The organism is Streptomyces sp. NPDC002130 (assembly GCF_040296465.1).
Taxonomy (GTDB): domain Bacteria; phylum Actinomycetota; class Actinomycetes; order Streptomycetales; family Streptomycetaceae; genus Streptomyces.
The window spans coordinates 1-21148 of sequence record NZ_JBEOXI010000148.1; the positions used below are offsets into that span (position 1 = coordinate 1).

Sequence of the window (21148 nt, forward strand, 5' to 3'; positions counted from 1 at the left end):
GACCGGCCAGGGCCCGTGCCCAGCGGTAGGGGGTCGCCGGGTCCCGGGTGGTGCCGACCACGACGATGGGCGCCGCGCCGCCCGGCTTCGAGGAGCCGGGCGCACCGCGGGAAGTCGTGCAGCTGCTCCTGAAGCAGGTCCAGGCACGGCAGCAGTGAGCGCGCCGGGACATCGCGGGCGGTGAGCACCTCGGAGGTCCAGACGAGGAAGCCGCCGGAGACCTCGTCGGCGTCCACGTACAGGGCGGCCGTCAGGAAGCTGACGATGTGGGCGATGTCCTCGGCGGTGCGCTCCCGCTGCTCGTCGCTGCACCAGCGAGCCGACCTCGCCGAGCCCCGGCGGGATCAGCCAGTCCGGGGCCGTCGCGGGGTCGATCCACCGCGAGGGAACCGGCGGGAAGCCCCGCAGAGCCTCGGCGAGGCCCGGCACGGTGTCCGGCGCCCCGGACACCGTGCCGTGGGTGAGCTCGCCCCGGTGGTCGCAGGAGACCACCGGCAGGGTCCTGGCGGCGGTGGGCGCGATGACCAGCGCGGCATCGGCCAGATGCTCGGTGGCGAGGCGGGCCGTCACCTCCATGCACCGCTCGAGGTTCAGGGAGGCCAGCAGGGCGGTCGAGGCCTCGGTGAGGAACCGGGTGCGTCCGCGCTCGGCCGCCAGCTCTTCCACCGCGGAGCGGTAGGCGGTCTCCTTCATCAGCCACCAGGCCGTGCCGCCGCCCGCCAGGACGGACGGGTGCGCCGAGAAGGACCGGTCGCCCACCTCCCCGCTGACGGGGGCCCGCCGAGTGGGGTCGGCGGTGACGAGCCAGGCCGGGGAGGACAGGGGCTGCCCGATACGGGCGGCGGGCAGCAGATCACGGGCCGCGTCGTTGAGCTCCGCGATGTGCCCGTCCGCGTCCAGGGCCACCACCGGACAGGGGGCGGAGGCGACGCTCACCGTGCTCACCGCACCGGTGCGGGGCCCGGCCGGGGAAGAAGTCATGTACGGGGCCCCTACGCGTGACCCACACCTCACTCTGCGAAGACGGACGAGGACTGTCTCGGTGCACCGTCCCGCAGTCCGGGTGCGTGGTGCAACCGCCGGACTCGCGCAGGATGCGACGAGGAGCGAGTCCGGCGCGGGACACCCCGCGAAGCGTCCTCCCTACCCGAACGGCCGTTCACGAGACCGTGCGAAGTTTCACACCCCGCCCACAACCCGGTGTGCTCCTCCCGCCCGTGAGGAGCGAGCAGGGCGGCGGGGGCGAACCCCCACCGCCCGTGGCACGTCACACGTACCGCTTCAACTCCCGCCGCGCCAGCGACCGCTGATGCACCTCGTCCGGCCCGTCCGCGATCATCAGCGTCCGCGCCCCGGCGTACAGCTCCGCCAGCGGGAAGTCCTGGCTCACCCCGCCGGCACCGTGCAACTGGATCGCCCGGTCGAGGATGTCCACCACGGCCCGGGGCGTGGCGATCTTGATCGACTGGATCTCGGTGTGCGCACCACGATTGCCGACGGTGTCCATCAGCCACGCGGTCTTCAGCACCAGCAGCCGCAGCTGCTCCACCGTCACGCGCGCGTCCGCGATCCAGTTGTGCACCACACCCTGCTGGGCCAGCGACTTCCCGAACGCGTTCCGGGACACCGCCCGTCGGCACATCAGCTCGATCGCCCGCTCCGCCATGCCGATCAGCCGCATGCAGTGGTGGATCCGCCCGGGGCCGAGCCGCGCCTGCGCGATGGCGAAGCCGCCGCCCTCCTCGCCGACCAGGTTCGAGACCGGCACGCGCGCGTGGTCGAAGGTCACTTCGGCGTGACCGCCGTGGTAGTGGTCCTCGTACCCGAACACCTGCATGGCCCGCTTGATGGTGACACCCGGGGTGTCGCGCGGCACCAGCACCATCGACTGCTGGCGGCGGATGTCCTCCCCGTCCGGGTCGGTCTTGCCCATCACGATGAAGATCTTGCAGTCGGGGTGCATCGCCCCGGAGATGTACCACTTGCGGCCGGTGATGACGTACTCGTCGCCGTCCCGCTCGATGTGCGTGGTGATGTTGGTGGCGTCCGAGGAGGCCACGTCCGGCTCGGTCATCGCGAACGCCGAGCGGATCTCGCCTGCGAGCAGCGGCTCCAGCCACTGCTTGCGCTGCTGCTCGTCGCCGAACTGGGTGAGCACCTCCATGTTCCCGGTGTCGGGCGCCGCGCAGTTCGTCACGGTCGGCGCCAGCTGCGGGGAACGGCCCATGATCTCGGCGAGCGGCGCGTACTGGAGGTTGGTGAGCCCGGCCCCGTACTCGGAGTCCGGCAGGAAGAGGTTCCACAGGCCCTGCCTGCGGGCCTCGGCCTTGAGCTCCTCGACCACGGGCACGGTCTCCCACGGCGAGTCGAGCCGCTCGCGCTGCTCGTGCGCGACGGCCTCGGCCGGGTAGACGTACTCGTCCATGAAGGCGAGGAGCTTGGCGCGCAGCTCTTCGGTGCGCGCGTCGAAAGCGAAGTCCATGTGGATCAGCCCTCCTGGAGGCCTTCGTGGAGCGTGGTCAGTCCGTGCCGGACGAAGACGGGGACGAGGTCGCCGATGCGGTCGAAGCCGCGTCCGACCGTCTGGCCCAGCGTGTAGCGGTAGTGGATGCCCTCGAGGATCACGGCGAGCTTGAACCAGGCGAACGCCGTGTACCAGGAGACCGCGGAGACGTCGCGCCCCGAGCGCGCGGCGTACCGCTCGATGAGCTCCGACGGCGCCGGGTGCCCGGGCGCCTCGGCGGTCGTGGAGACGGGGGAGTCGGGCATGCCGAGCGGCATGCTGTACATGACCAGCAGGCCGAGGTCGGTGAGCGGGTCGCCGAGCGTCGACATCTCCCAGTCGAGGATGGCCTTGATCCGGTCGTCCTCGCCGATGAGGACGTTGTCGAGCCGGTAGTCGCCGTGCACGACGGCCGGGGCGGGGGAGTGGGGCAGCTCGCGCCCGAGGGCGGCGTGCAGTTCGTCGATGCCGTCCAGGTCGCGGTTGCGGGAGGCGTCCAGCTGCTTGCCCCAGCGCCGCAGCTGCCGGTCCAGGAAGCCCTCGGGCCGTCCGAAGTCCGCCAGACCCACCTTGCCCGGGTCGACCGCGTGCAGCTCCACCAGCGTGTCGACGAGGTTCAGCACCGCGCCCCGGGTCCGCTCCGGCCCGAGCGGGGCGAGCTGGTCGGCGGTGCGGTACGGGGTGCCGTCGACGAACTCCATGACGTAGAACGGCGACCCGAGCACCTCCTCGTCCTCGCACAGCAGCACCGGCCGCGGAACCGGCACGGCGGTCGGGTGCAGTGCGCTGATGACCCGGTGCTCGCGCTTCATGTCGTGCGCGGTGGCCAGGACATGGCCGAGCGGCGGCCGTCTCACGACCCAGCGGGACGCGCCGTCGGAGACCGCGTAGGTGAGGTTCGACCGTCCGCCCTCGATCAGCCGGCCGGACAGCGGGCCGTTCACCAGGCCGGGCCGCTCGCGGTCGAGCAGGTCGCGCAACCGTTCGAGATCCAGTCCGGGCGGATGGTCGGGGCTCATGCGTCGCTCCTACGGGCGGTGAACAGTTCCCGACTCATGATGCCGACCGGTCGGTATGTCGTCCAGAGCGGGACCGAAACGTGATCGGAGCCACGATAGGCCGACGGCTCCTCCCGCGGGGCGGCCGGGGAGGTTTCGGCCGGTTCGTTCAGGTCATCCGGCTTGCGCGCCGCCCGGCGAGCCCGGAAGGTCAAAGCCATGAAGGCCATCAGCTACTCACGGTACGGCGGTCCCGAGGTGCTGGCGTTCGGGGAGGTGCGCGACCCGAAGGTCGGCCCCGACGCGGTGCTGGTGAAGGTGCGGGCGGCGGCCGTGAACCCCGTCGACTGGAAGGCCCGCGAGGGCTACCTCGACGGGATCCTCGCCCCCGTCTTCCCCGTGGTGCCCGGCTGGGACGTCTCGGGCGTCGTCGTGCGGCCGGGCGTGGCCGTCTCGGAGTTCGACGTCGGGGACGAGGTCATCGGCTACGTGCGCGAGGACTTCCTCTCCCGCGGCACCTTCGCCGAGTACGTGGCCGCGCCCCTGCGCACCCTCGCGCGCAAGCCGCGCAACCTCTCCTTCGAGGAGGCGGCCGGGCTGCCGCTGGTCGGGCTCACCGCCTACCAGATGCTGGTCAAGGTGCTCCAGGTCAAACGGGGCGAGACCGTGCTGGTGCATGCCGCGGCCGGCGGCGTCGGCTCGATCGCCGTCCAGCTCGGCGTCCACCTCGGCGCCCGGGTGATCGGAACGGCGAGCGAGTCCAACCACGACTTCGTACGGGGCCTCGGCGGAGAGCCGGTGGTGTACGGCGAGGGCCTGGGCGAGCGGGTGCGCGGACTGGCCCCGGAGGGCGTGGACGCGGTGTTCGACACCGTCGGCGGCGACGCTCTGAAGGTGTCGGCGAACCTGCTGGCGCCCGAGGGCCGCCTGGCGTCGATCGCCGACAACGACGTCGTGACCTACGGCGGCCGCTACTACTTCGTCCGCCCCGACGCCCAGGACCTCCAGCGCCTGGCCGACCTGGCGGAGCAGGGCGTGGTCAGCGTGCACGTCGACGAGACGTTCCCCCTGGAGCGGGCCGCCGAGGCGCACCGGCTGAACCAGGAGGGCCGCACCCGCGGCAAGATCGTCGTGACGGTGGACTGGGAGAGCGAGCAGGAGTGAGGGCCGCAACCTGAACCTCGCAGTGCCTCAGAGGAACCGGAACCTCGGAGTGCTTCAGAGGACGAGGGCCGCGCCGCACACCGCCATCGCCACCGTGCACAGCACCGCGGCCGCCGCGTGCCGGGGCGCGAACGCCGCGGGACTCGTGGCGGCCGCGAGGGTGTGGATACGCCGGTGGGCGACGCTCAGGAAGCCCAGCCAGAGCACACAGCACACGGCGCAGGCGACGACCCCGGCCGCCGAGGCCCCGCCGTGCAGCACGGTCTTCACCGCGAGCACGGCGACGACCGTGCCCGACAGCGTCGTGCGCCGCCACGCGAGCCGGGTCCGCTCGGGCTGCAGTCCGGGATCGCGGTCGGGGTCCCGCTGCCGCGCCGCCGGCACGCTCACCCCTCCCACCCCACCAGCACCACCACGACCATGGCGACGGCCACGACCGCGACGACCAGGCTCAGCAGCGCCGGGAACCGGGACACCGGCAGGTCCTCACCGCGGCGCATGGCCCGCTCGCAGCGCACCCAGTGGTTGACCGCCCGCAGGGAGCACAGCACGCCCGCGGCCAGCAACGCCAGCGCCAGCCCGACCCGCCAGCCCCAGCGCAGGTCCGGCAGGAACTGGTCCACGGCGAAACCGCCGCCGATCAGTGCGAGCGCGGTGCGCAGCCAGGCGAGGAAGGTGCGTTCGTTCGCCAGCGAGAACCGGTAGTCGGGCGTCTCGCCGTCCTCCCTGACCTCAGCGGGCGCGAACCACAACCGGACGTTCCGTACGAACTCGATCACGTGCGCGACCCTACCCGGGGAGCCCCGCCCGGCCCTCTTCAGCCGGCCGCCCGGAACGCCTTGAGCCGCTCGTACGCCGCGAGCCCGTCCGGCACCCACTCCCAGTCGGTCAGGCGCCGCTCGATTTCGGCCTCGGGCAGGAAGCCGTGCCAGGCCACCTCCTCGACCTGCGGCTGCACGGGGAGCTCGCAGCGGACCTCGTAGACCGCCGACCACCAGGTCCGGCCGGAGCCGTTGTCGTAAAGGAACGTGAAGAGGTGCCGCGGCTGCGGCAGGCCGGTCACGCCGAGTTCCTCCTCGGCCTCCCGCAGGGCCGCCTCGTCGTAGGACTCGCCCGCGCCGACGACTCCGCCGACGAACATGTCGTGCAGGGAGGGGAAGACCAGCTTGGTCGGGGTGCGCCGGTGCACTAAGACACGGCCCTCGGCGTCCCGGGCCTGGACGAAGACGCAACGGTGACGCAGGCCCAGGGCGTAGGCCTCGCCGCGCGGGGACTGTCCGATGACGTGGTCGTTCTCGTCGACGATGTCGAGGATCTCGTCAGCAGCGCTCATGCCCTCATCCAAGCAGCGCATGGGGGGCCGGCGAGGCAAGGGCCCTCAGGGTGAGGCCGGGCTCACCGCGGGTGCGTTCACCCGGGCCCGTTCCGGCGCCCCGTGCGGCATCGCCGGATGCATGCCCAGCAGCACGATCCCGGCGACGACGGCCAGCAGGCCACCGGCCTCCCAGCTCAGAGCCACCGCGTCGGTGCGCAGGCGGTCACCCAGGAAGCCGACGCCGCACACGATCCCGGCGAGCGGCTGTGCCGCGGTCAGGGCGGGCAGCGACTTGCGCAGGGACGCGGTCTCGAAGGCGCTCTGCACGAGGACCAGCCCCGTGACCCCGAGCGCGAGCACCGCGTACGGCTCCCAGCCGGTGAGCAACTCGGCGAAGCCGCCGTCGGAGACCTTCTGCCCGCTGACCCTGGTCAGCGCGTCCTGCACGCCGTACAGCAGCCCGGCGGCCAGGGCCAGCAGCACCGGGCCCGAGCTCAGCCGGGACCGCTTGCCGCGGGTCGTGAGCAGCAGGGCGAGCCCGACCATCACCCCGATGATCAGCCACTGCCGCACCGGATCGGCCGTCGCCGCGCCGCCCTCCGGCCGGCCCGCCACGATGAACGCGGTCACACCGCCGGCCAGCAGGAGGAGGCCCGCCCAGCCCTGGCGGCCCAGCGGCTGCCGGCTCTGCTTGCGGGAGAGCGCCAGCGCGAAGAGCAGATTCGTCGCCAGCAGCGGCTCCACCAGTGACAGCTCACCCTGCCCCAGCGCGGCGGCGCCCAGGCCCATGCCGACCACCATCAGCGCGATGCCGCCGAGCCAGCGGGGCACCTTCACGAGGTCGAGCAGCAGCCGGAAGGAGAGGAAATCGCTCAGTGGGGCCCGCTGAGCCGCGTTCTGCTGGAGGACGAAGCCGAAGCCGAGACAGCAGGCGGCACCCAGGGCGAGCGCCAGGACTAGAACCGACACGCGGTGTACCTCGATCGTCAGGTCGGGTCACGGTTGCGTAGGGGCCGACTGTACCGGCCGGCTCCACCCGGCGCGCCCGTACGTCATGCCATCGTCGGGGGCGCCGACAGCCGACGCTATGACGTGCGTCACAAAGGACGTAACGGAAAAATCGGATGCGGGTCACACCGACCCCACACACCTCCTGGATCACAAAACCCTCACAAGTGGCGGCAGTTGACGCGTGTAACGCCCTGGCGACCCTTGACGGCGACCATTGGCTGGGGGTTGGCTGTGCGTGATCAGCCCATGGCGATGCGCACATACGCGCTCCTTCTGCCGCCGTGAGCCGAAACACCAGAAGAGCGCGTGAGGAAGTTCCGCGGTGTCCCCACCCCCGCCTCCCCTCGGCCGTGGCCGCAGACGTGCGGCGCAGGCCTTCGACGAGGCCCTCGACGACGCCGATCTCGTGGCCGCGCGCACCGCATTGGCCCAGGGCCGCTGGCAGAACGCCCGTTCCCTCCTGGTGCACACCGGGGACGACTGGGACCGGCGCGGCCACCGCGTCACGGTTCTCGCCCGGGAGTCCTCCTGCGCCGCGTGGGCCCGGGAGTGGCTGCTGGCCGAACCCGAGTCCGCCGACGCCTCCGTGCTCCTCGCCCTCGCCGAGGTCCGGCGCGCCCTGCACGGCAAGACCAAGCCCGACCGCGCCCGTGAGGCGTGCCGTACCGCCGCGGTCCGGGCCCCCGCCGACCCCACTCCCTGGCTGGGCCTGCTCCTGCTGGAGTGCGCGATCGGCAGCGACGAGGACGCCGTCCGCAGTTTCGAGGCGGTCCGCGGCCGGTACACCGACCACCACCACGCCCACCATCTGATGGTCGCCCGGCTCGCCGGCCGCCGCTCCGAGGCCGGCCCGGACCCGCTGCACGAGGTCTACGACTTCGCCAACTGGGCCGCCGAACAGGCACCCGCAGACTCACCGCTCGCGATCCTGCCGGTCATCGCACACGCCGAGCGCTACCGGGTGCTGGCCGCCGCCGGGCACGAACCCGCCGACCCGGCCGCCTCCGGCCACTGGACGGGCCGCCGCGCCCGGCAGGTCATGAAGGCCGCCTTCGACTGGTGGCTGGAGTGGGAGCTGGAGGGGCACCCGCGGCGGCTGATCGACCTGAACTTCCTCGCCCACGCCAAGTTCTGCGAGGGGCGGGGCGCCGAGGCCGCCGCCCTGTTCCACCGGATCGGCCGCCACGCCACCCCGGCTCCCTGGGCGTACCCGGACCGCGACCCGCACACCGCTTTCGCCGCCGCCCGCGCCGCCGCGCTCGGCACGGCCTGACACCCCCGACCCGAAAGAGTGAGGACGCTCCCCCGATGACCACGGAAAGTCCGGACACGAACACCTCCGCCCCCGGCGGCATCAGTACGTTCAAGGGGCAGGAGCGCGCCCTGCGGGCCGACCGGCTCGGCACCGGGGGCCTGCTGCTCTCCGTCCTCGCCGCGACCGCCCCGCTCATGGTGGTCGCGGGTGTCATGCCCACTACATTCGCGGTGATGGGCATCGTCGGCCAGCCGCTGCTCTTCGTCGTCCTCGGCGTCGTCCTGATCCTGTTCAGCGTCGGATACGCCGAGATGAGCCGCCACGTCCACAACGCGGGCGCCTTCTACGCCTACATCCGCCGCGGCCTCGGCGCCACCGCGGGCGCGAGCGCCGCCCTGGTGGCCCTCGTCGCCTACAACGCGCTCCAGGTCGGCATCTACGGCATCTTCGGCTTCGAGGTCTCCGGGCTCCTCGCCACCTACGCCGACGTGCAGATCGCCTGGTGGATACCGGCGCTCGTGGCCGCGCTCGCCGTCGGGCTGCTCGGCTGGCTCAAGATCGACGTCAACGCCCGCGTGCTCGGCGTGCTGCTGGTCATCGAGGTGCTCCTCGTCGTGGTCTTCGACATCGCCGCGATCGCCGACCCCGGGAAGGAGGGCCTGTCGCTGCACGCCTTCAACCCCGACACCCTCACCGGCGCCGGTGTCGGCACCGCGCTGGGCTTCTGCATCGCCGCGTTCCTCGGCTTCGAGCAGGCCCCGGTCTACGCCGAGGAGACGAGCCGCCCGCACGTCCTGGTGCCGCGCGTGATGTTCCTCGCCGTCGCCGGGGTCGCCGTCTTCTTCGCGCTGAGCAGCTGGGCCCTCACCGTGGCCACCGGTCCCTCCGCCATCGTCGGCACGGCCCAGAAGCAGAGCGCCGGGCTGCTGTTCTTCCTCACCGAGTCCCGACTCGGCGGCACCTTCACGGACGTCCTGCACATCCTGTTCGTCACCGGCATGTTCGCCGCGCTGCTCAGCTTCCACAACGTCGTCGCCCGCTACGCCTTCGCCATGGGCCGCGAGGGCCTGCTGCCCGCCGCCTTCGGCCGCACCAGCGGCAGCAGCGGCGCCCCCGGCACCGGCTCGCTGCTCCAGACCGTCGTGGCCGTGGTGGTCGTGGCCGCCTTCGCGATCGCCGACGACAAGCCGGCCGGCGACCCGACCGCGCCCGTGCTGCAGCTGTTCACCTGGTTCGGCAACATCGGCGCCCTCGGCGTGATCGTGCTGATGGCGGCGGCGTCCCTGTCGGTCGTCGTCTTCTTCGTCCGCCGCGGTGCCGCAGGCGCCCAGGCCTGGCGGCTGGTCACGTCCGCGCTGGCGGGCATCGCCCTGCTGGTGATCGCCGGCTACACGGTGAAGGACTTCGAGGTGCTGGTCGGCGCCGGCCCCGACTCCTCGCTGAGCTGGGTGCTGCCCGGCATCATCGGCCTCGCCGCGCTCGCCGGAGTGGTCCTCGGCCTGGTGCTGCGCGCCCGTGCCCCCGAGAAGCACGCCCGGATCGGCCTCGGCAACGAGGCGTTCCAGCTGGACAAGGCCGCCTCCTCCTGACGCGGCCCGCGTAAGAAGTGGTTACGGAAATCTGACGAGCACCCGCGATCCCTGTCCTGCCGGGACCGCGGGTGTTCGAATGAGTACGTGAACCAGGACGTACCCAAGGGTGTGAACGACGAGCACCCCGAAGAGCGGGGCACCCCGATCGGCCGCCGCGTCTTCCTCGGCACCCTCGCCTTGGGCGCCGCGGGCGTGGTCGCCGCGCCCCCGCTGCAACGCGGCCTGGAGGGCTTCCTCGGCGGAGCGGCCGACAAGGACCCCACCGGCCTGACCGGCCTGCTCCCGAACGGCGGCGGCTTCCGCTACTACTCGGTCGCCTCGTCCGTCCCGCGCAAGAACGCCGACAACTACCGCCTCACCGTGGACGGCCTGGTCGACCGCCCCACGACCTACACCCTCGACGACCTCAAGGCCCTGCCCCAGACCCGCATGGTCCGCGATGTCCAGTGCGTCACCGGCTGGCGCGTCCCCGACACCCCCTTCGAGGGCGTACGCCTGTCCCGGCTCCTGGACGCCGCCCGGGTCCGCCCCACGGCCAAGGCCGTCCGCTTCACCTGCTTCGACGGCACGTACACCGAGAGCCTCACCCTCGCCCAGGCCCGCCGCGCGGACGTCCTGGTCGCCCTGCGCATGCAGGACAAGGACCTCGGCCACTCGCACGGCGGCCCGGTCCGCCTCTACGTGGCGCCCATGTACTTCTACAAGTCCGCCAAATGGCTCTCCGGCATCACCGTCACCGACGAGGTCCGGCCGGGCTACTGGGAGGAGCGCGGCTACGACGTCGACGCCTGGGTGGGCCGCTCGAACGGACGCGACGATGCCCCTACGAGCTGACACACCGCCGGCCACGGCCGACGTGCGCCGCTTCACCCCGCTGCAGCGCTGGACCCACCGCACCACGGCCGCGCTGATGGGCATCTGCATCATCACCGCGGCCTGCCTCTACATCCCCCAGCTCGCCGAACTCGTCGGCCGCCGCGCCCTGGTCGTCACCCTGCACCAGTGGTCGGGCCTCGCCCTGCCCGTCCCCGTCCTGGCCGCCCTCGCCTCCCGGGCGTTCCGCGCCGACCTCGGCCGCCTCAACCGCTTCGGCCCGCACGACCGCACCTGGCTGCGCGCCGCCCTGCACCGCGACAAACGCCGCGCGTCCCGCCCCGCGGCCAAGTTCAACGCCGGGCAGAAGCTCTACGCCGCCTGGATCGCCGGCGCCACACTGGTCATGCTCGCCACGGGCCTGATGATGTGGTTCACCCACCTCACCCCCCTGCTCTGGCGCACCAGCGCCACCTTCGTCCACGACTGGCTGGCCCTCACCATCGGCATCGTCCTGGCCGGCCACATCGGCATGGCCCTGGCGGACCCGGAATCGAGAAGAGGCATGCGCTCAGGCAAGGTGACCAGAGAGTGGGCAGACCGAGAGCACCCTCTGTGGCGCCCGTAGTTCTCGCACCTCAGGGGCGCGGGGAACTGCGCGAACAACCACGACGCACCCGCACCCGCGCGACGACATACAGCCCTACGGCGAAGGGGAGAAATCCAACAGCACCTTGCACGACCGGCTCCGGTCAGCGGCCAGCGCAAACGCCGACTCGGCCTCCCCCACGGGAATCACCGCACTGATCAGCCCGTCGAACGCCGACTCCCCGGCCAGCAGAGCCAACGCGTCGTCGAACTCACCGTCGAAGCGAAACGCCCCCCGCAGCTCGATCTCCCGGCTCACCACCAGGTTCCCCGCGAACGGACTGTGCCCCGCCGGCAACATCCCCAGCTGCACGACGACCCCACCCCGCCGCACCCGCCGCAGACACGCGTCCAGCCCCGCGGCCACCCCGGACGCCTCGATGGCCACATCGACCTCGTCCGGCCACCCACGGCCATCAGGATCATCGGCCCGTACGGCACTCCCGGCCCCGGCGATCCGCCCGTACTCCAACGCCTCGGGCAGCAGATCCGAGACCGTGACGTGCGCCGCCCCGGCCGCCTTCGCCGCCGCTACCACCAGACACCCGATGGGCCCGGCGCCCGTCACCAGCACCTGCCGCCCCGCCACCTCCCCGGCCCGCCGCACCGCGTGCAGAGCGACCGAAAAGGGCTCGGCCAGCGCCGCCCGCCGCAGCTCCAGCCCGTCCGGCAACGCCCGCACCTGCCCGGACGGCACGACCACCCGATCCGCGAAACCCCCCTGCACATGCGGAAACCGCGCAGCACTCCCGAGGTACCGGGTGTCGCGGCAGATGTTGCGCCGCCCGGCCGCGCACTCCGGGCACACCCCGCACGGGGTCGCCGGATGCACGGCGACGGCGGTACCCGGAGCCGGGCCCGCGGCACCGGGGCCGTACTCCACAACCGTCCCGACGACCTCGTGCCCGAGCACCATCGGCTCCCGCAGCCGGAAGTCACCGACCCCGCCGTGCCGCCAGTAGTGCAGATCGGACCCGCACACCCCGCCGTACCGCACGGCGATCAGCGCCTGCCCCGGCCCGGGCTCCGGCACCGGCAGCTCCGCCACCCGCAGATCGCCCTGACCGTGGATCACACAACCCAGCATCGAAGCCTCCCGGCAGGTCACAGCACGCTCGTCATACCGCCGTCGACATACAGCACCTGCCCGCTGACGAAGGCCGCCGCGGGGGAGGCGAGGAACAGCACCCCGCCCACCAGGTCCTGCGTACGGCCCCACCGCCCGGCCGGGGTGCGCCGCCGCACCCAGGCGCTGAACTCCTCGTCCTCCACCAGCGGTCGGGTCAGCTCGGTCTCGATGTAGCCCGGGCCCAGCCCGTTGACCTGCACCCCGTACGGCCCCCAGTCCGCGCACATGCCCTTGGTGAGCATCTTCAGCGCGCCCTTGGTGGCGGCGTACGGCGCGATCCCGGGCCGCACCACCTCGCTCTGCAGCGAGCAGATGTTGATGATCTTCCCGTTGCCGCGTTCCGTCATCCGGCGCGCCGCCTCCCGGCCGACCAGGAAGGCACTGGTCAGGTTGGTGTCCAGGATCCGGTGCCAGTCGGACTCCCCGAACTCCAGCAGCGGGGCGCGCAGTTGCATGCCGGCGTTGTTGACGAGGATGTCGAGCGGGCCCACCCGCTCCTCGACCTCGGCGACCCCCGAGGCCACCGATGATCCGTCGGTCACGTCGAACGCGGCCGTGTGCACCCGGTCGCCCGGCAGCCCGGCGGCGGCCTCGGCGAGCCGCTCCTCGTCGCGTCCGTTCAGCACGACAGTGCAGCCGGCCTCCGCCAGACCGCGCGCGAGGGCGAGTCCGATGCCCCGGCTGGAGCCGGTGACCAGGGCCGTACGGCCGCCGATGTCGAAGAGGGGGTGAGCCGTCATCGCCGCACTCCTAGATCACGAGGGACAACAGCAGGACCAGACCACCGGCGACCACCGAGATGATCGTCTCCATCACGGACCAGGTCTTGATGTTCTGGCCGACACTCAGCCCGAAGTACTCCTTCACCATCCAGAACCCGGCGTCGTTGACGTGGCTGAAGAAGAGCGAGCCGGCACCGATGGCGAGGACGAGCAGGGCGGCGTGCGTGGTCGACATGTCGGCCGCGAGCGGGGCGACCAGACCGGCCGCCGACACCGTCGCCACCGTCGCCGAACCCGTCGCGAGGCGGATCACCACCGCGATCAGCCAGGCCAGCAGCAGCGCCGGGATGGCCCAGTCCTTCGAGATGTCCAGCACCATCCGGCCCACACCGGTGTCGATCAGCGTCTGCTTGAAGCCGCCGCCCGCGCCGACGATCAGCAGGATGCCCGCGATCGGCATGAGGCTCTTCTCCACGAGCGGGGAGAGCCGCTCCTTGGAGAACCCCGCCGGCCGCAGCAGCGTGAAGATGCCCACCAGCACAGAGGCGAGCAGGGCGATCATCGGGGCGCCGATGACGTCGAAGACGCGCTGCACCGGGTTCTCGGGGTCGTCCACGACGATGTCGACCAGCGCCTTGGCGAGCATGAGGATCACCGGAAGCAGCACGGTGAAGAGCGTGGCACCGAAGCCGGGGCGCTTGTCGAGCTCCTCGGAGGGGCGCTGCGGGATCATCTTCTCGGGGGCCGGGACGTCGACCCAGCGGGCCGCGTACTTCGAGAACACCGGGCCGGCGATGATCACGGTCGGTATGGCGACCAGGACGCCGAGCGCCAGCGTCACGCCGAGGTCGGCCCCGACGGCGTCGATGGCGACCAGCGGACCGGGGTGCGGCGGCACCAGGCCGTGCATCACGGACAGGCCCGCGAGCGCCGGGACGCCGATGCGCATCAGCGAGTAGTTGCCGCGCTTGGCGACCATCAGTACGACCGGGATCAGGAGCACGATGCCGACCTCGAAGAACAGCGGCAGTCCGATCACGGAGGCGATCAGCACCATCGCCCACGGCATCGACCGCCCACCGGCCTTCTCCAGGATGGTGTCGACGATCTGGTCGGCTCCTCCGGAGTCGGCGAGCATCTTGCCGAGGATCGCCCCGAGGGCGATCAGCACACCGACGCCGGCGACCGTGGTGCCGAGGCCGGTGCTGAAGCTGGTGAGCACCTTGTCCAGCGGCGCCCCGGCGATCGCGCCGAGCGCCAGCGACCCGAGGGTCAGGGACAGGAAGGCGTGCAGCTTGAACTTCGTGATGAGCAGGACGATGACGGCGATGCCCGCCAGGACGGCGATGCCCAGCTGAGCGTGGCCGGCCGAGGTGATCGGCTCGGGTGCGTCCGCTGCCAGCATCTCGACGCTGAGTCTGGTCACGGGGTGGGTTCCCTTGCGTTGGGGGAGTACGGGAGGGGGGGAAGCGGCCGCCAGGGGCTACTGGACGGGTTCGGGGAGGTCCTCCAGGGCGAGCGCCGCCCGCCGGGTGATCTCCTCCGGGCTGCCCGAGACGTTCACCTCGATCCCCGCCTCGTCCGCCTCCAGGGGCTGGAGCGTGGCGAACTGGGAGTCGAGCAGCGCCGTGGGCATGAAGTGCCCCTGCCGGTGCGACATCCGGTCCTCGATCAGCGCGCGGTCACCGGCGAGGTGCACGAAGACCACGCCGGGTGCGGCGGCCCGCAGCCGGTCGCGGTACGACCGCTTCAGTGCCGAGCAGCTGACCACCCCGCCCAGCCCGGCCCGCCCGTGCGCCCACACGCCGATGGCGTCGAGCCACGGCAGGCGGTCCTCGTCGGTGAGCGGAGTACCGGCCGACATCTTGGCGATGTTGGCCTCGGGGTGGAAGTCGTCGCCCTCGGCGTAGGGAACGCCGATCCGGGCCGCGAGCAGGGGACCGATGGTGGTCTTGCCGGTGCCCGCTACGCCCATGACCACGACGACGTGGGGGGTGTTCATCGCTGCCTCACTGTCTGCTGTCCGAGGTCGACACGTGATGTCGACGCAACTGAAACCCATTAGGTACGACGAATTCAAGAGCTCGTCATCAATAAGTCTGACTTTTTGTCTCCGTGATCTACCCCGTACGCTGAGTGCATGAGCACACCGGGCCGGGGGCTGCACGGCCATGTACTGGACACCCTCGGCCCCGAGATCACGGCGGGTGAGTACCCGCCGGGCAGCGTCCTGCGCACCGACGAGCTCGCCCAGCGTTTCGACGTGTCACGCTCCGTGATGCGTGAGGCGGTCCGCGTCCTGGAGTCCATGTACCTGGTCGAGTCCCGCCGCCGCGTCGGCGTGACGGTCCGCCCCAAATCCGAGTGGAACGTCTACGACCCGCAGGTCATCCGCTGGCGCCTGGCCGGTGCGGACCGGCCCCGGCAGCTGCGGTCCCTCACGGTGCTGCGCTCGGCCATCGAACCGGTCGCGGCCGGCCTCGCCGCCCGGCACGCCACGTCCGAGCAGTGTGCCGAGCTCACGGAGTGCGCCCTCGGCATGGTCGCCCACTCACGCGGCCACAAACTGGAGGGCTACCTCCTGCACGACGTCGCGTTCCACCGCGTCGTCCTGGAAGCCTCCGGCAACGAGATGTTCGCCCGCCTCGGCGACGTCGTCGCCGAGGTCCTGACCGGCCGCACCCAGCACGACGTGATGTTCGAGGACCCCGACCCGGCCGCCGTCACCCTGCACGTCCAGGTCGCCGAGGCGGTCCGCTCGGGCGACGCCGCCCGCGCGGAGGAACTGACCCGCGAGATCACGGTCGGCGCCCTCCAGGAACTCGACATCCTGGCGCCGTAGCCCCGGCTACGCCGGGAAGTCCCCGTCGACGTACACCCAGGCCCCGTCGACCCGCTCGAACCGGCTTCGCTCGTGCAGCGACCCGCCCCGGTACGACGCCCGGAACTCCACGGTGCCGGTGGTGTGGAACGCCGAGCCGCCGCTCGCGCCAAGGATCTCCAGCCCGGTCCACCGCATCCCCGGATCCAGCTCCAGCTGCCCCGGCCGCGTCCGCGGATGCCAGGTCCGCAGCAGGTACCCGGCGTCCCCCTTCACGAAGGCGCAGTACCGCGACCGCATCAACGCCTCAGCGGTCGGCGCCGCGGTGGCCCCGGAGTGGAACCGGCCGCAGCAGGCCTCGTAGGCCTCGGGGAGCCCGCACGGGCAGGAACGGCTGGTCATGGTCACCTTTCCGCGGAAACGCCTGAGGGCCGCGACCTCGCGGTCGCGGCCCTCAGCCTCATGTGTCCGAGGGGGGACTTGAACCCCCACGCCCGATAAAGGGCACTAGCACCTCAAGCTAGCGCGTCTGCCATTCCGCCACCCGGACAAGGTGTCTGTCGCGTGGGTTCTCCCCGCGGCGACGACGTAAACATTACCAGGCTTTCCGGGGTGGCCGATCACCCCCCGTCCGCACCCGGGCGAGGCGTGAACGGCGTGTGACGGGCCGGGAGCGCTCTTGGGGTGCGGGCCGGGGAGAGGGAGGATGAGGGGGACCCACCAGCAGTGACACCGGGAGGAAGCACGTGAGCGAGACGGACACGGCCAGGAGCGTCACCGGCGAGGACGAGGTCGTGGACCTCTGCCGCGAGCTGATCCAGATCGACACCAGCAACTACGGCGACCACTCGGGTCCGGGCGAGCGGAAGGCGGCCGAGTACGTCGCCGAGAAGCTCGCCGAGGTCGGACTCGAACCGCAGATCTTCGAGTCCCACCCGGGCCGCGCCTCCACGGTGGCCCGGATCGAGGGCGAGGACCCCTCCCGGCCCGCGCTCCTCATCCACGGCCACACCGACGTCGTCCCGGCCAACGCCGACGACTGGACCCACCACCCCTTCTCCGGCGAGGTCGCCGACGGCTGCGTCTGGGGCCGCGGGGCCGTCGACATGAAGGACATGGACGCGATGACCCTCGCGGTCGTCCGCGACCGGCTGCGCAGCGGGCGCAAGCCCCCGCGCGACATCGTCCTCGCGTTCCTCGCCGACGAGGAGGCGGGCGGCACCTACGGCGCCAAGCACCTCGTGCGCAAGCATCCCGAGCTGTTCGAGGGCGTCACCGAGGCGATCAGCGAGGTGGGCGGGTTCTCGTTCACCGTCAGCGAGCAGCGGCGGCTCTACATGATCCAGACGGCCGAGAAGGGCATGCACTGGATGAAGCTCACCGTGGCCGGTACCGCCGGGCACGGATCGATGATCCACCGGGACAACGCGATCACCGAGCTGTCGGAGGCCGTCGCGCGGCTGGGACGGCACAAGTTCCCGGTGCGGGTGACCAAGACCACCCGGGCCTTCCTCGACGAGCTCGGGGACGCGCTCGGCACCGAACTCGACCCGGAGGACATGGAGTCGACCCTCGTCAGGCTCGGCGGCATCGCCAAGTTCATCGGCGCGACCCTGAGCAACACGGCCAACCCGACCCAGCTCGGCGCCGGTTACAAGGTCAACGTCATCCCGGGCGAGGCGACCGCCCACGTCGACGGACGGTTCCTGCCCGGCCACGAGGAGGAGTTCCTCGCCGACCTCGACCGCATCCTCGGCCCGAACGTGCGCCGCGAGGACGTCCACGCCGACAAGGCCGTCGAGACCACCTTCGACGGGGCGCTCGTGGGGGCGATGCAGTCCGCGCTGCTGGCCGAGGACCCGACAGCCAAGGCGATCCCCTACATGCTCTCGGGTGGGACGGACGCCAAGTCCTTCGACGACCTGGGCATCCGGGGCTTCGGCTTCGTGCCGCTGAAGCTGCCGCCGGAGCTGGACTTCGCCGGCATGTTCCACGGCGTGGACGAGCGGGTGCCGGTGGAGGGCCTGCAGTTCGGCGTCCGGGTGCTCGACCGCTTCATCGACCTGTCCTGAACCACCCCTGCGAAACGCCGGTATTCGCTCGCGCGTACGGAATCGACTGGGAAGAGTGAATGCGACGATAAGCTCGTAGCCTCATTACTCCCTCCTCGTTACAGGTAATGCGATCGCAAGATGGGTCGCTTTGCCAACTAGGAGGAATAATGATCAAGAAGGTCGTCGCTGCTGCGGCTGCCACCGGTGGGCTGGTTCTCGCGGGCGCGGGCCTGGCCGTCGCCGACTCGGGTGCTCAGGGTGCCGCCGTGCACTCCCCGGGCGTCCTGTCCGGCAACGTTGTCCAGGTGCCCGTTCACGTCCCGGTGAACGTCTGCGGCAACACGGTCTCCGTGATCGGGCTGCTGAACCCCGCCTTCGGCAACACCTGCATCAACAAGTGATGCTTTCCCCTCGCTGAGGGGAGTCCAAAGCCATCGGTCCCGGAGTGCGTGCCATGCGCTCCGGGACCGAACGCTTCTTTCGGGGAATTCGAGAAGAATTCGAGACAGGGTCGAAGGCAGGTATTCAGTAAATGCGACAGGTCACCCGCAAGGGTCTGATGACCGTGGCGGCCGCGACCGGCGTGATCGCCGCCGCGGGCGGCTCCGCCCACGCCGACTCGGGCGCCCAGGGCTCGGCGTCGGGCTCACCCGGCGTGCTCTCCGGAAACTCGGTGCAGGCGCCGGTGTACGCGCCGGTCAACGTGTGCGGGAACACCGTCAACGTCGTCGGTGTGCTCAACCCGTCGGTGGGCAACTCGTGCGCCAACAAGGGCGGTGGTAAGTCGTCGGGCGGCCACGGCAGCCAGGGCGGCCACGGCGGCTCGCACGCGAGCGGGCACGCCACCGACTCGCCCGGCGTGGGTTCGGGCAACCACGTCCAGGCGCCGGTCCACGTGCCGGTGAACGTCTGCGGCAACAGTGTCGACGTCATCGGCGTCGCCAACCCCAGCACGGGCAACGACTGCTCGAACGGTGGCGGCGGCCATGAAACCCCGGGGCACCCGGGCAACCCGGGCAATCCTGGGAACCCCGGCAACCCCGGCAACCCCGGTAATCCGGGCGAACCCGGGAACCCTGGTCACCCCGGTAACCCCGGTAACCCGGGCAACCCTGGTAACCCGGGTGAACCCGGCAACCCTGGAAACCCCGGCCACCCCGGCCACCCCGGTGAGCCCGGTCACCCCGGTCACCCCGGTACTCCGGACACTCCGCCCTCCACGAGCGGCGAGACCCCGGGCGGCTCCTCGCACGGCAACAAGCCGGGCGGCCGGTTCGTCACCCAGCCCCACGGCGAGTCCCAGCTCGCCAGCACCGGCAGCGACCTGCCGCTCGGCCTGGCCCTGCCGGCCGGCGCGGGCGCGCTGCTCGCGGGCGCGGTCCTCTACCGCAAGGGACGCGCCTCGGCCTGACACGCCCGCAAAAACGGAACGGGCCCCGCAGACGCGGGGCCCGTTCCGTCATGTGCCTTCTTCCCGTGCCCCGTCCTCGCTCACCACGTGGCCCGCACCTGGCGGATGATCCGCCGGCGCAACCGCACCTTGCGGCTGCCGTCGCGCAGCAGGCTCAGACGGTGCAATTCCCAGTGTCCGTACTCCGCGTGGTCCGTCAGCAGACGTGCCGTTTCCTTGCGGGAGACCCCGCGCGGCACGTACACGTCGACAAATTCGTATTCCGGCATCGCATCTATTGTGCGGGCTGGGCCCCGGTACGGATAGCGTCTGCACTATGTCTGATGCTGCGCAGCCCACCGCTGCCGAGGTACGCGCCGCCGCCGAGGCGGTCAAGACCGCGCTCGACCGCCACTTGGCCGCGGTCGAACGCAGGTCGGGGGAGGACGACCCGGCCGTGTTCGAGGCGTTCAACCAGCTGGCCGCGGCCGCAGAGGTGTACGACGAACTGCTCTACGACCGCTACGACGAGGTCACGCCCTTCGAGATCCCCGGTGCGGAGGACGCGCTGCCCCCGTACACGGGCCCCGAGGAACCCAACGCGCTGAGCGTATTGATCCGTCGTGACTACGCCGTCTCCGAACCGCAGCGCCTGCTGGCGCAGGCAGAGCGGATCGAGGCCGCGGAGGGCGATGACGGTTCCCCGGCCTCCGGGACGGTCCACGGCGCGCTCGGGCTGCTGTTCGGCGAGTTCGAGCCCGACGAGATCGCCTCCCGGCACAAGGAGTTCGGGCTGGAGGAGGGCGACTCCACGCTCTGGGTGACGGCGGCGGACGAACCGGCCGATCCCGGCGAGTGGCTGGAGGCGCCCTTCGAGCAGGTCGATCCGCAGCAGGTGGTCTGCCGCTTCGACGTCAGCGCCGTCTTCGACGACGAGATCGACGACGTCGACGACGACGACGGTCTGGAGGACGAGCTCGCCGGCGACCTGGACGAGGACGCTTCACCGCAGCTTCCTTGCGTCCGAGGTCGAGCGACGATCGCATGTTCTCGTACCGCGCCAGCGCCGTCCCGTACGGATCGAGGGCGACGATGCGGGGTGCAACAAGGGCAACCCCTGGATCGCTGAAGTGGCCCAACATCAACTCGAGCCAACCGGCACGCGGTATGACGTCGGAGTCGAGGAAAGCTACGAAACGTGTTTGGGCCGAACGCAATCCCGAGTTTCTCGCTGCCGATGGTCCGCGGGCGCTCTCGTGCCGCACTACTGTGATGGTGCCGGTGCCCGGGCAGGCGCGACGGGGCTCCACCGGCACTTCCGAACCGTCGTCGACAACGATGACGGTCAGATCCTTGAGGACGGGCAGCAACCGTTCGACGCCGGCCTGATTGTCCTTGACCGGAATCACGACGGTGACATCGGCAGCGGACGGCGTCGACATCGGACGAGGATTCGCAACGCCTGAATCGAGGAGGTGCCGAGCAACCGCAGCGCTCTGCTGATCGACCACCTCGAGGAAGCCGTCACCGATCATCGCCGCAGCCGTCGGAGCCAGCTTGAGCATCCGTGTCGGAGAGCCGCCGATGAGCACCCGGCCGCCCGAGTACGTGCGCACCTTGGGGTCCAACCGAATGCCGAAGCCGTCGGGGAGTCTTGCTGGTCGCATCAGATGATCGTAAGACGGACTCGAGGGACTCGTCGGACGGCGAGACCGTGAGCAGCCGGATGCCGT

General features: G+C 71.3%; 22 protein-coding genes, 1 tRNA gene and 2 pseudogenes. 10 read left to right on the forward strand and 15 right to left on the reverse strand.

The window, feature by feature from the left end; genetic code table 11:
* The 3 genes and pseudogenes from ABT116_RS25750 to ABT116_RS25765 form a co-directional block, all read right to left on the reverse strand.
* Positions 1 to 151 (reverse strand): annotated as a pseudogene (locus tag ABT116_RS25750) (alpha/beta hydrolase); the annotation flags it as partial.
* Between the two features lie 1116 nt (positions 152 to 1267).
* A complete protein-coding gene (locus ABT116_RS25760; protein ID WP_351638185.1) occupies positions 1268 to 2482 on the reverse strand; it encodes an acyl-CoA dehydrogenase in 1215 nt (404 codons plus the stop codon).
* 5 nt (positions 2483 to 2487) lie between these two features.
* On the reverse strand, positions 2488 to 3522 hold the full coding sequence (locus ABT116_RS25765; protein WP_351638191.1) for a phosphotransferase family protein: 1035 nt from the start codon (positions 3520 to 3522) through the stop codon (positions 2488 to 2490).
* A 198-nt stretch (positions 3523 to 3720) separates the two neighbouring features.
* On the opposite strand from ABT116_RS25765, the gene ABT116_RS25770 reads away from it, so the two are divergent.
* A complete protein-coding gene (locus ABT116_RS25770; RefSeq protein ID WP_351638198.1) occupies positions 3721 to 4665 on the forward strand; it encodes an NADP-dependent oxidoreductase in 945 nt (314 codons plus the stop codon).
* Between the two features lie 54 nt (positions 4666 to 4719).
* On the opposite strand, the gene ABT116_RS25775 is transcribed toward ABT116_RS25770, so the two are convergent.
* From ABT116_RS25775 to ABT116_RS25790, 4 genes are read right to left on the reverse strand one after another with little or no spacing between them, the layout of a single operon-like run.
* A complete protein-coding gene (locus tag ABT116_RS25775) occupies positions 4720 to 5055 on the reverse strand; it encodes a DUF202 domain-containing protein (RefSeq protein WP_351638204.1) in 336 nt (111 codons plus the stop codon).
* Positions 5052 to 5444: a YidH family protein gene (locus ABT116_RS25780; protein WP_104778612.1), complete on the reverse strand. Its 393-nt coding sequence runs from the start codon at positions 5442 to 5444 to the stop codon at positions 5052 to 5054. The genes ABT116_RS25775 and ABT116_RS25780 overlap by 4 nt, the downstream gene beginning before the upstream one ends.
* A gap of 38 nt (positions 5445 to 5482) precedes the next feature.
* A complete protein-coding gene (locus tag ABT116_RS25785; protein WP_351638214.1) occupies positions 5483 to 5998 on the reverse strand; it encodes an NUDIX hydrolase in 516 nt (171 codons plus the stop codon).
* A gap of 45 nt (positions 5999 to 6043) precedes the next feature.
* On the reverse strand, positions 6044 to 6949 hold the full coding sequence (locus ABT116_RS25790; protein ID WP_351638219.1) for a DMT family transporter: 906 nt from the start codon (positions 6947 to 6949) through the stop codon (positions 6044 to 6046).
* A gap of 364 nt (positions 6950 to 7313) precedes the next feature.
* On the opposite strand from ABT116_RS25790, the gene ABT116_RS25795 reads away from it, so the two are divergent.
* The 4 genes from ABT116_RS25795 (at position 7314) to ABT116_RS25810 (ending at position 11279) form a co-directional block, all read left to right on the forward strand.
* The gene (locus ABT116_RS25795; RefSeq protein WP_351638221.1) at positions 7314 to 8264 is read left to right on the forward strand and encodes a hypothetical protein; all 951 of its coding nucleotides are present in this window, start codon (positions 7314 to 7316) and stop codon (positions 8262 to 8264) included.
* A 35-nt stretch (positions 8265 to 8299) separates the two neighbouring features.
* The gene (locus tag ABT116_RS25800) at positions 8300 to 9835 is read left to right on the forward strand and encodes an APC family permease (RefSeq protein WP_351638224.1); all 1536 of its coding nucleotides are present in this window, start codon (positions 8300 to 8302) and stop codon (positions 9833 to 9835) included.
* Between the two features lie 111 nt (positions 9836 to 9946).
* Complete coding sequence (locus ABT116_RS25805; protein ID WP_351638274.1) at positions 9947 to 10672, forward strand: molybdopterin-dependent oxidoreductase; 726 nt, start codon at positions 9947 to 9949, stop codon at positions 10670 to 10672.
* Complete coding sequence (locus tag ABT116_RS25810) at positions 10656 to 11279, forward strand: cytochrome b/b6 domain-containing protein (protein ID WP_351638226.1); 624 nt, start codon at positions 10656 to 10658, stop codon at positions 11277 to 11279. The genes ABT116_RS25805 and ABT116_RS25810 overlap by 17 nt, the downstream gene beginning before the upstream one ends.
* 75 nt (positions 11280 to 11354) lie before the next feature.
* On the opposite strand, the gene ABT116_RS25815 is transcribed toward ABT116_RS25810, so the two are convergent.
* The 4 genes from ABT116_RS25815 to ABT116_RS25830 are packed head-to-tail and all read right to left on the reverse strand — an operon-like array spanning position 11355 to position 15152.
* Entirely contained in the window at positions 11355 to 12386 is a 1032-nt protein-coding gene (locus ABT116_RS25815) for an L-idonate 5-dehydrogenase (RefSeq protein ID WP_351638229.1), read from the reverse strand.
* A gap of 17 nt (positions 12387 to 12403) precedes the next feature.
* Complete coding sequence (locus ABT116_RS25820) at positions 12404 to 13168, reverse strand: SDR family oxidoreductase (protein WP_351638235.1); 765 nt, start codon at positions 13166 to 13168, stop codon at positions 12404 to 12406.
* A 10-nt stretch (positions 13169 to 13178) separates the two neighbouring features.
* Positions 13179 to 14576, reverse strand: coding sequence for a GntP family permease (locus tag ABT116_RS25825; RefSeq protein WP_351638240.1), 1398 nt, complete (start codon positions 14574 to 14576; stop codon positions 13179 to 13181).
* A 57-nt stretch (positions 14577 to 14633) separates the two neighbouring features.
* On the reverse strand, positions 14634 to 15152 hold the full coding sequence (locus ABT116_RS25830; RefSeq protein WP_351638246.1) for a gluconokinase: 519 nt from the start codon (positions 15150 to 15152) through the stop codon (positions 14634 to 14636).
* A 138-nt stretch (positions 15153 to 15290) separates the two neighbouring features.
* Between ABT116_RS25830 and ABT116_RS25835 the strand changes: the two genes are divergently transcribed.
* Positions 15291 to 15992 (forward strand): FadR/GntR family transcriptional regulator, encoded by a 702-nt coding sequence (locus ABT116_RS25835; RefSeq protein ID WP_351638250.1) that lies wholly within the window; start codon positions 15291 to 15293, stop codon positions 15990 to 15992.
* A gap of 6 nt (positions 15993 to 15998) precedes the next feature.
* On the opposite strand, the gene ABT116_RS25840 is transcribed toward ABT116_RS25835, so the two are convergent.
* Together ABT116_RS25840 and ABT116_RS25845 are read right to left on the reverse strand one after the other, a co-directional pair.
* A complete protein-coding gene (locus ABT116_RS25840) occupies positions 15999 to 16373 on the reverse strand; it encodes a YchJ family protein (protein WP_351638256.1) in 375 nt (124 codons plus the stop codon).
* Between the two features lie 63 nt (positions 16374 to 16436).
* Positions 16437 to 16521 (reverse strand) — tRNA-Leu (locus ABT116_RS25845).
* A 196-nt stretch (positions 16522 to 16717) separates the two neighbouring features.
* On the opposite strand from ABT116_RS25845, the gene ABT116_RS25850 reads away from it, so the two are divergent.
* The 3 genes from ABT116_RS25850 (at position 16718) to ABT116_RS25860 (ending at position 19436) form a co-directional block, all read left to right on the forward strand.
* Positions 16718 to 18043 (forward strand): M20/M25/M40 family metallo-hydrolase, encoded by a 1326-nt coding sequence (locus ABT116_RS25850; protein ID WP_031108618.1) that lies wholly within the window; start codon positions 16718 to 16720, stop codon positions 18041 to 18043.
* Positions 18044 to 18192: 149 nt separating this feature from the next.
* Positions 18193 to 18426: a chaplin ChpH gene (gene chpH / locus ABT116_RS25855; RefSeq protein ID WP_030608446.1), complete on the forward strand. Its 234-nt coding sequence runs from the start codon at positions 18193 to 18195 to the stop codon at positions 18424 to 18426.
* 131 nt (positions 18427 to 18557) lie between these two features.
* The gene (locus ABT116_RS25860) at positions 18558 to 19436 is read left to right on the forward strand and encodes a chaplin (RefSeq protein WP_351638267.1); all 879 of its coding nucleotides are present in this window, start codon (positions 18558 to 18560) and stop codon (positions 19434 to 19436) included.
* A gap of 80 nt (positions 19437 to 19516) precedes the next feature.
* Here ABT116_RS25860 and ABT116_RS25865 read toward each other — a convergent pair whose 3' ends face one another.
* Complete coding sequence (locus ABT116_RS25865) at positions 19517 to 19705, reverse strand: DUF5703 family protein (RefSeq protein ID WP_010045410.1); 189 nt, start codon at positions 19703 to 19705, stop codon at positions 19517 to 19519.
* Positions 19706 to 19752: 47 nt separating this feature from the next.
* Between ABT116_RS25865 and ABT116_RS25870 the strand changes: the two genes are divergently transcribed.
* A complete protein-coding gene (locus ABT116_RS25870; RefSeq protein ID WP_351638271.1) occupies positions 19753 to 20544 on the forward strand; it encodes a hypothetical protein in 792 nt (263 codons plus the stop codon).
* Here the strand turns inward: ABT116_RS25870 and ABT116_RS25875 are convergent.
* Positions 20477 to 21082: pseudogene (locus ABT116_RS25875) on the reverse strand (glycosyltransferase); the annotation flags it as partial. The gene ABT116_RS25870 and the pseudogene ABT116_RS25875 sit on opposite strands and share 68 nt — an antisense overlap.
* Between the last annotated feature and the right edge of the window lie 66 nt (positions 21083 to 21148).

Bases quoted from the DNA above. Each gene is read 5' to 3' on its own strand.
- ABT116_RS25760 (WP_351638185.1), bottom strand. From the start codon at position 2,482: ATGGACTTCGCTTTCGACGCGCGCACCGAAGAGCTGCGCGCCAAGCTC.
- ABT116_RS25765 (WP_351638191.1), bottom strand. From the start codon at position 3,522: ATGAGCCCCGACCATCCGCCCGGACTGGATCTCGAACGGTTGCGCGAC.
- ABT116_RS25770 (WP_351638198.1), top strand. From the start codon at position 3,721: ATGAAGGCCATCAGCTACTCACGGTACGGCGGTCCCGAGGTGCTGGCG.
- ABT116_RS25785 (WP_351638214.1), bottom strand. From the start codon at position 5,998: ATGAGCGCTGCTGACGAGATCCTCGACATCGTCGACGAGAACGACCAC.
- ABT116_RS25800 (WP_351638224.1), top strand. From the start codon at position 8,300: ATGACCACGGAAAGTCCGGACACGAACACCTCCGCCCCCGGCGGCATC.
- ABT116_RS25810 (WP_351638226.1), top strand. From the start codon at position 10,656: ATGCCCCTACGAGCTGACACACCGCCGGCCACGGCCGACGTGCGCCGC.
- ABT116_RS25815 (WP_351638229.1), bottom strand. From the start codon at position 12,386: ATGCTGGGTTGTGTGATCCACGGTCAGGGCGATCTGCGGGTGGCGGAG.
- ABT116_RS25820 (WP_351638235.1), bottom strand. From the start codon at position 13,168: ATGACGGCTCACCCCCTCTTCGACATCGGCGGCCGTACGGCCCTGGTC.
- ABT116_RS25830 (WP_351638246.1), bottom strand. From the start codon at position 15,152: ATGAACACCCCCCACGTCGTCGTGGTCATGGGCGTAGCGGGCACCGGC.
- ABT116_RS25835 (WP_351638250.1), top strand. From the start codon at position 15,291: ATGAGCACACCGGGCCGGGGGCTGCACGGCCATGTACTGGACACCCTC.
- ABT116_RS25840 (WP_351638256.1), bottom strand. From the start codon at position 16,373: ATGACCAGCCGTTCCTGCCCGTGCGGGCTCCCCGAGGCCTACGAGGCC.
- chpH (WP_030608446.1), top strand. From the start codon at position 18,193: ATGATCAAGAAGGTCGTCGCTGCTGCGGCTGCCACCGGTGGGCTGGTT.
- ABT116_RS25860 (WP_351638267.1), top strand. From the start codon at position 18,558: ATGCGACAGGTCACCCGCAAGGGTCTGATGACCGTGGCGGCCGCGACC.
- ABT116_RS25865 (WP_010045410.1), bottom strand. From the start codon at position 19,705: ATGCCGGAATACGAATTTGTCGACGTGTACGTGCCGCGCGGGGTCTCC.
- ABT116_RS25870 (WP_351638271.1), top strand. From the start codon at position 19,753: ATGTCTGATGCTGCGCAGCCCACCGCTGCCGAGGTACGCGCCGCCGCC.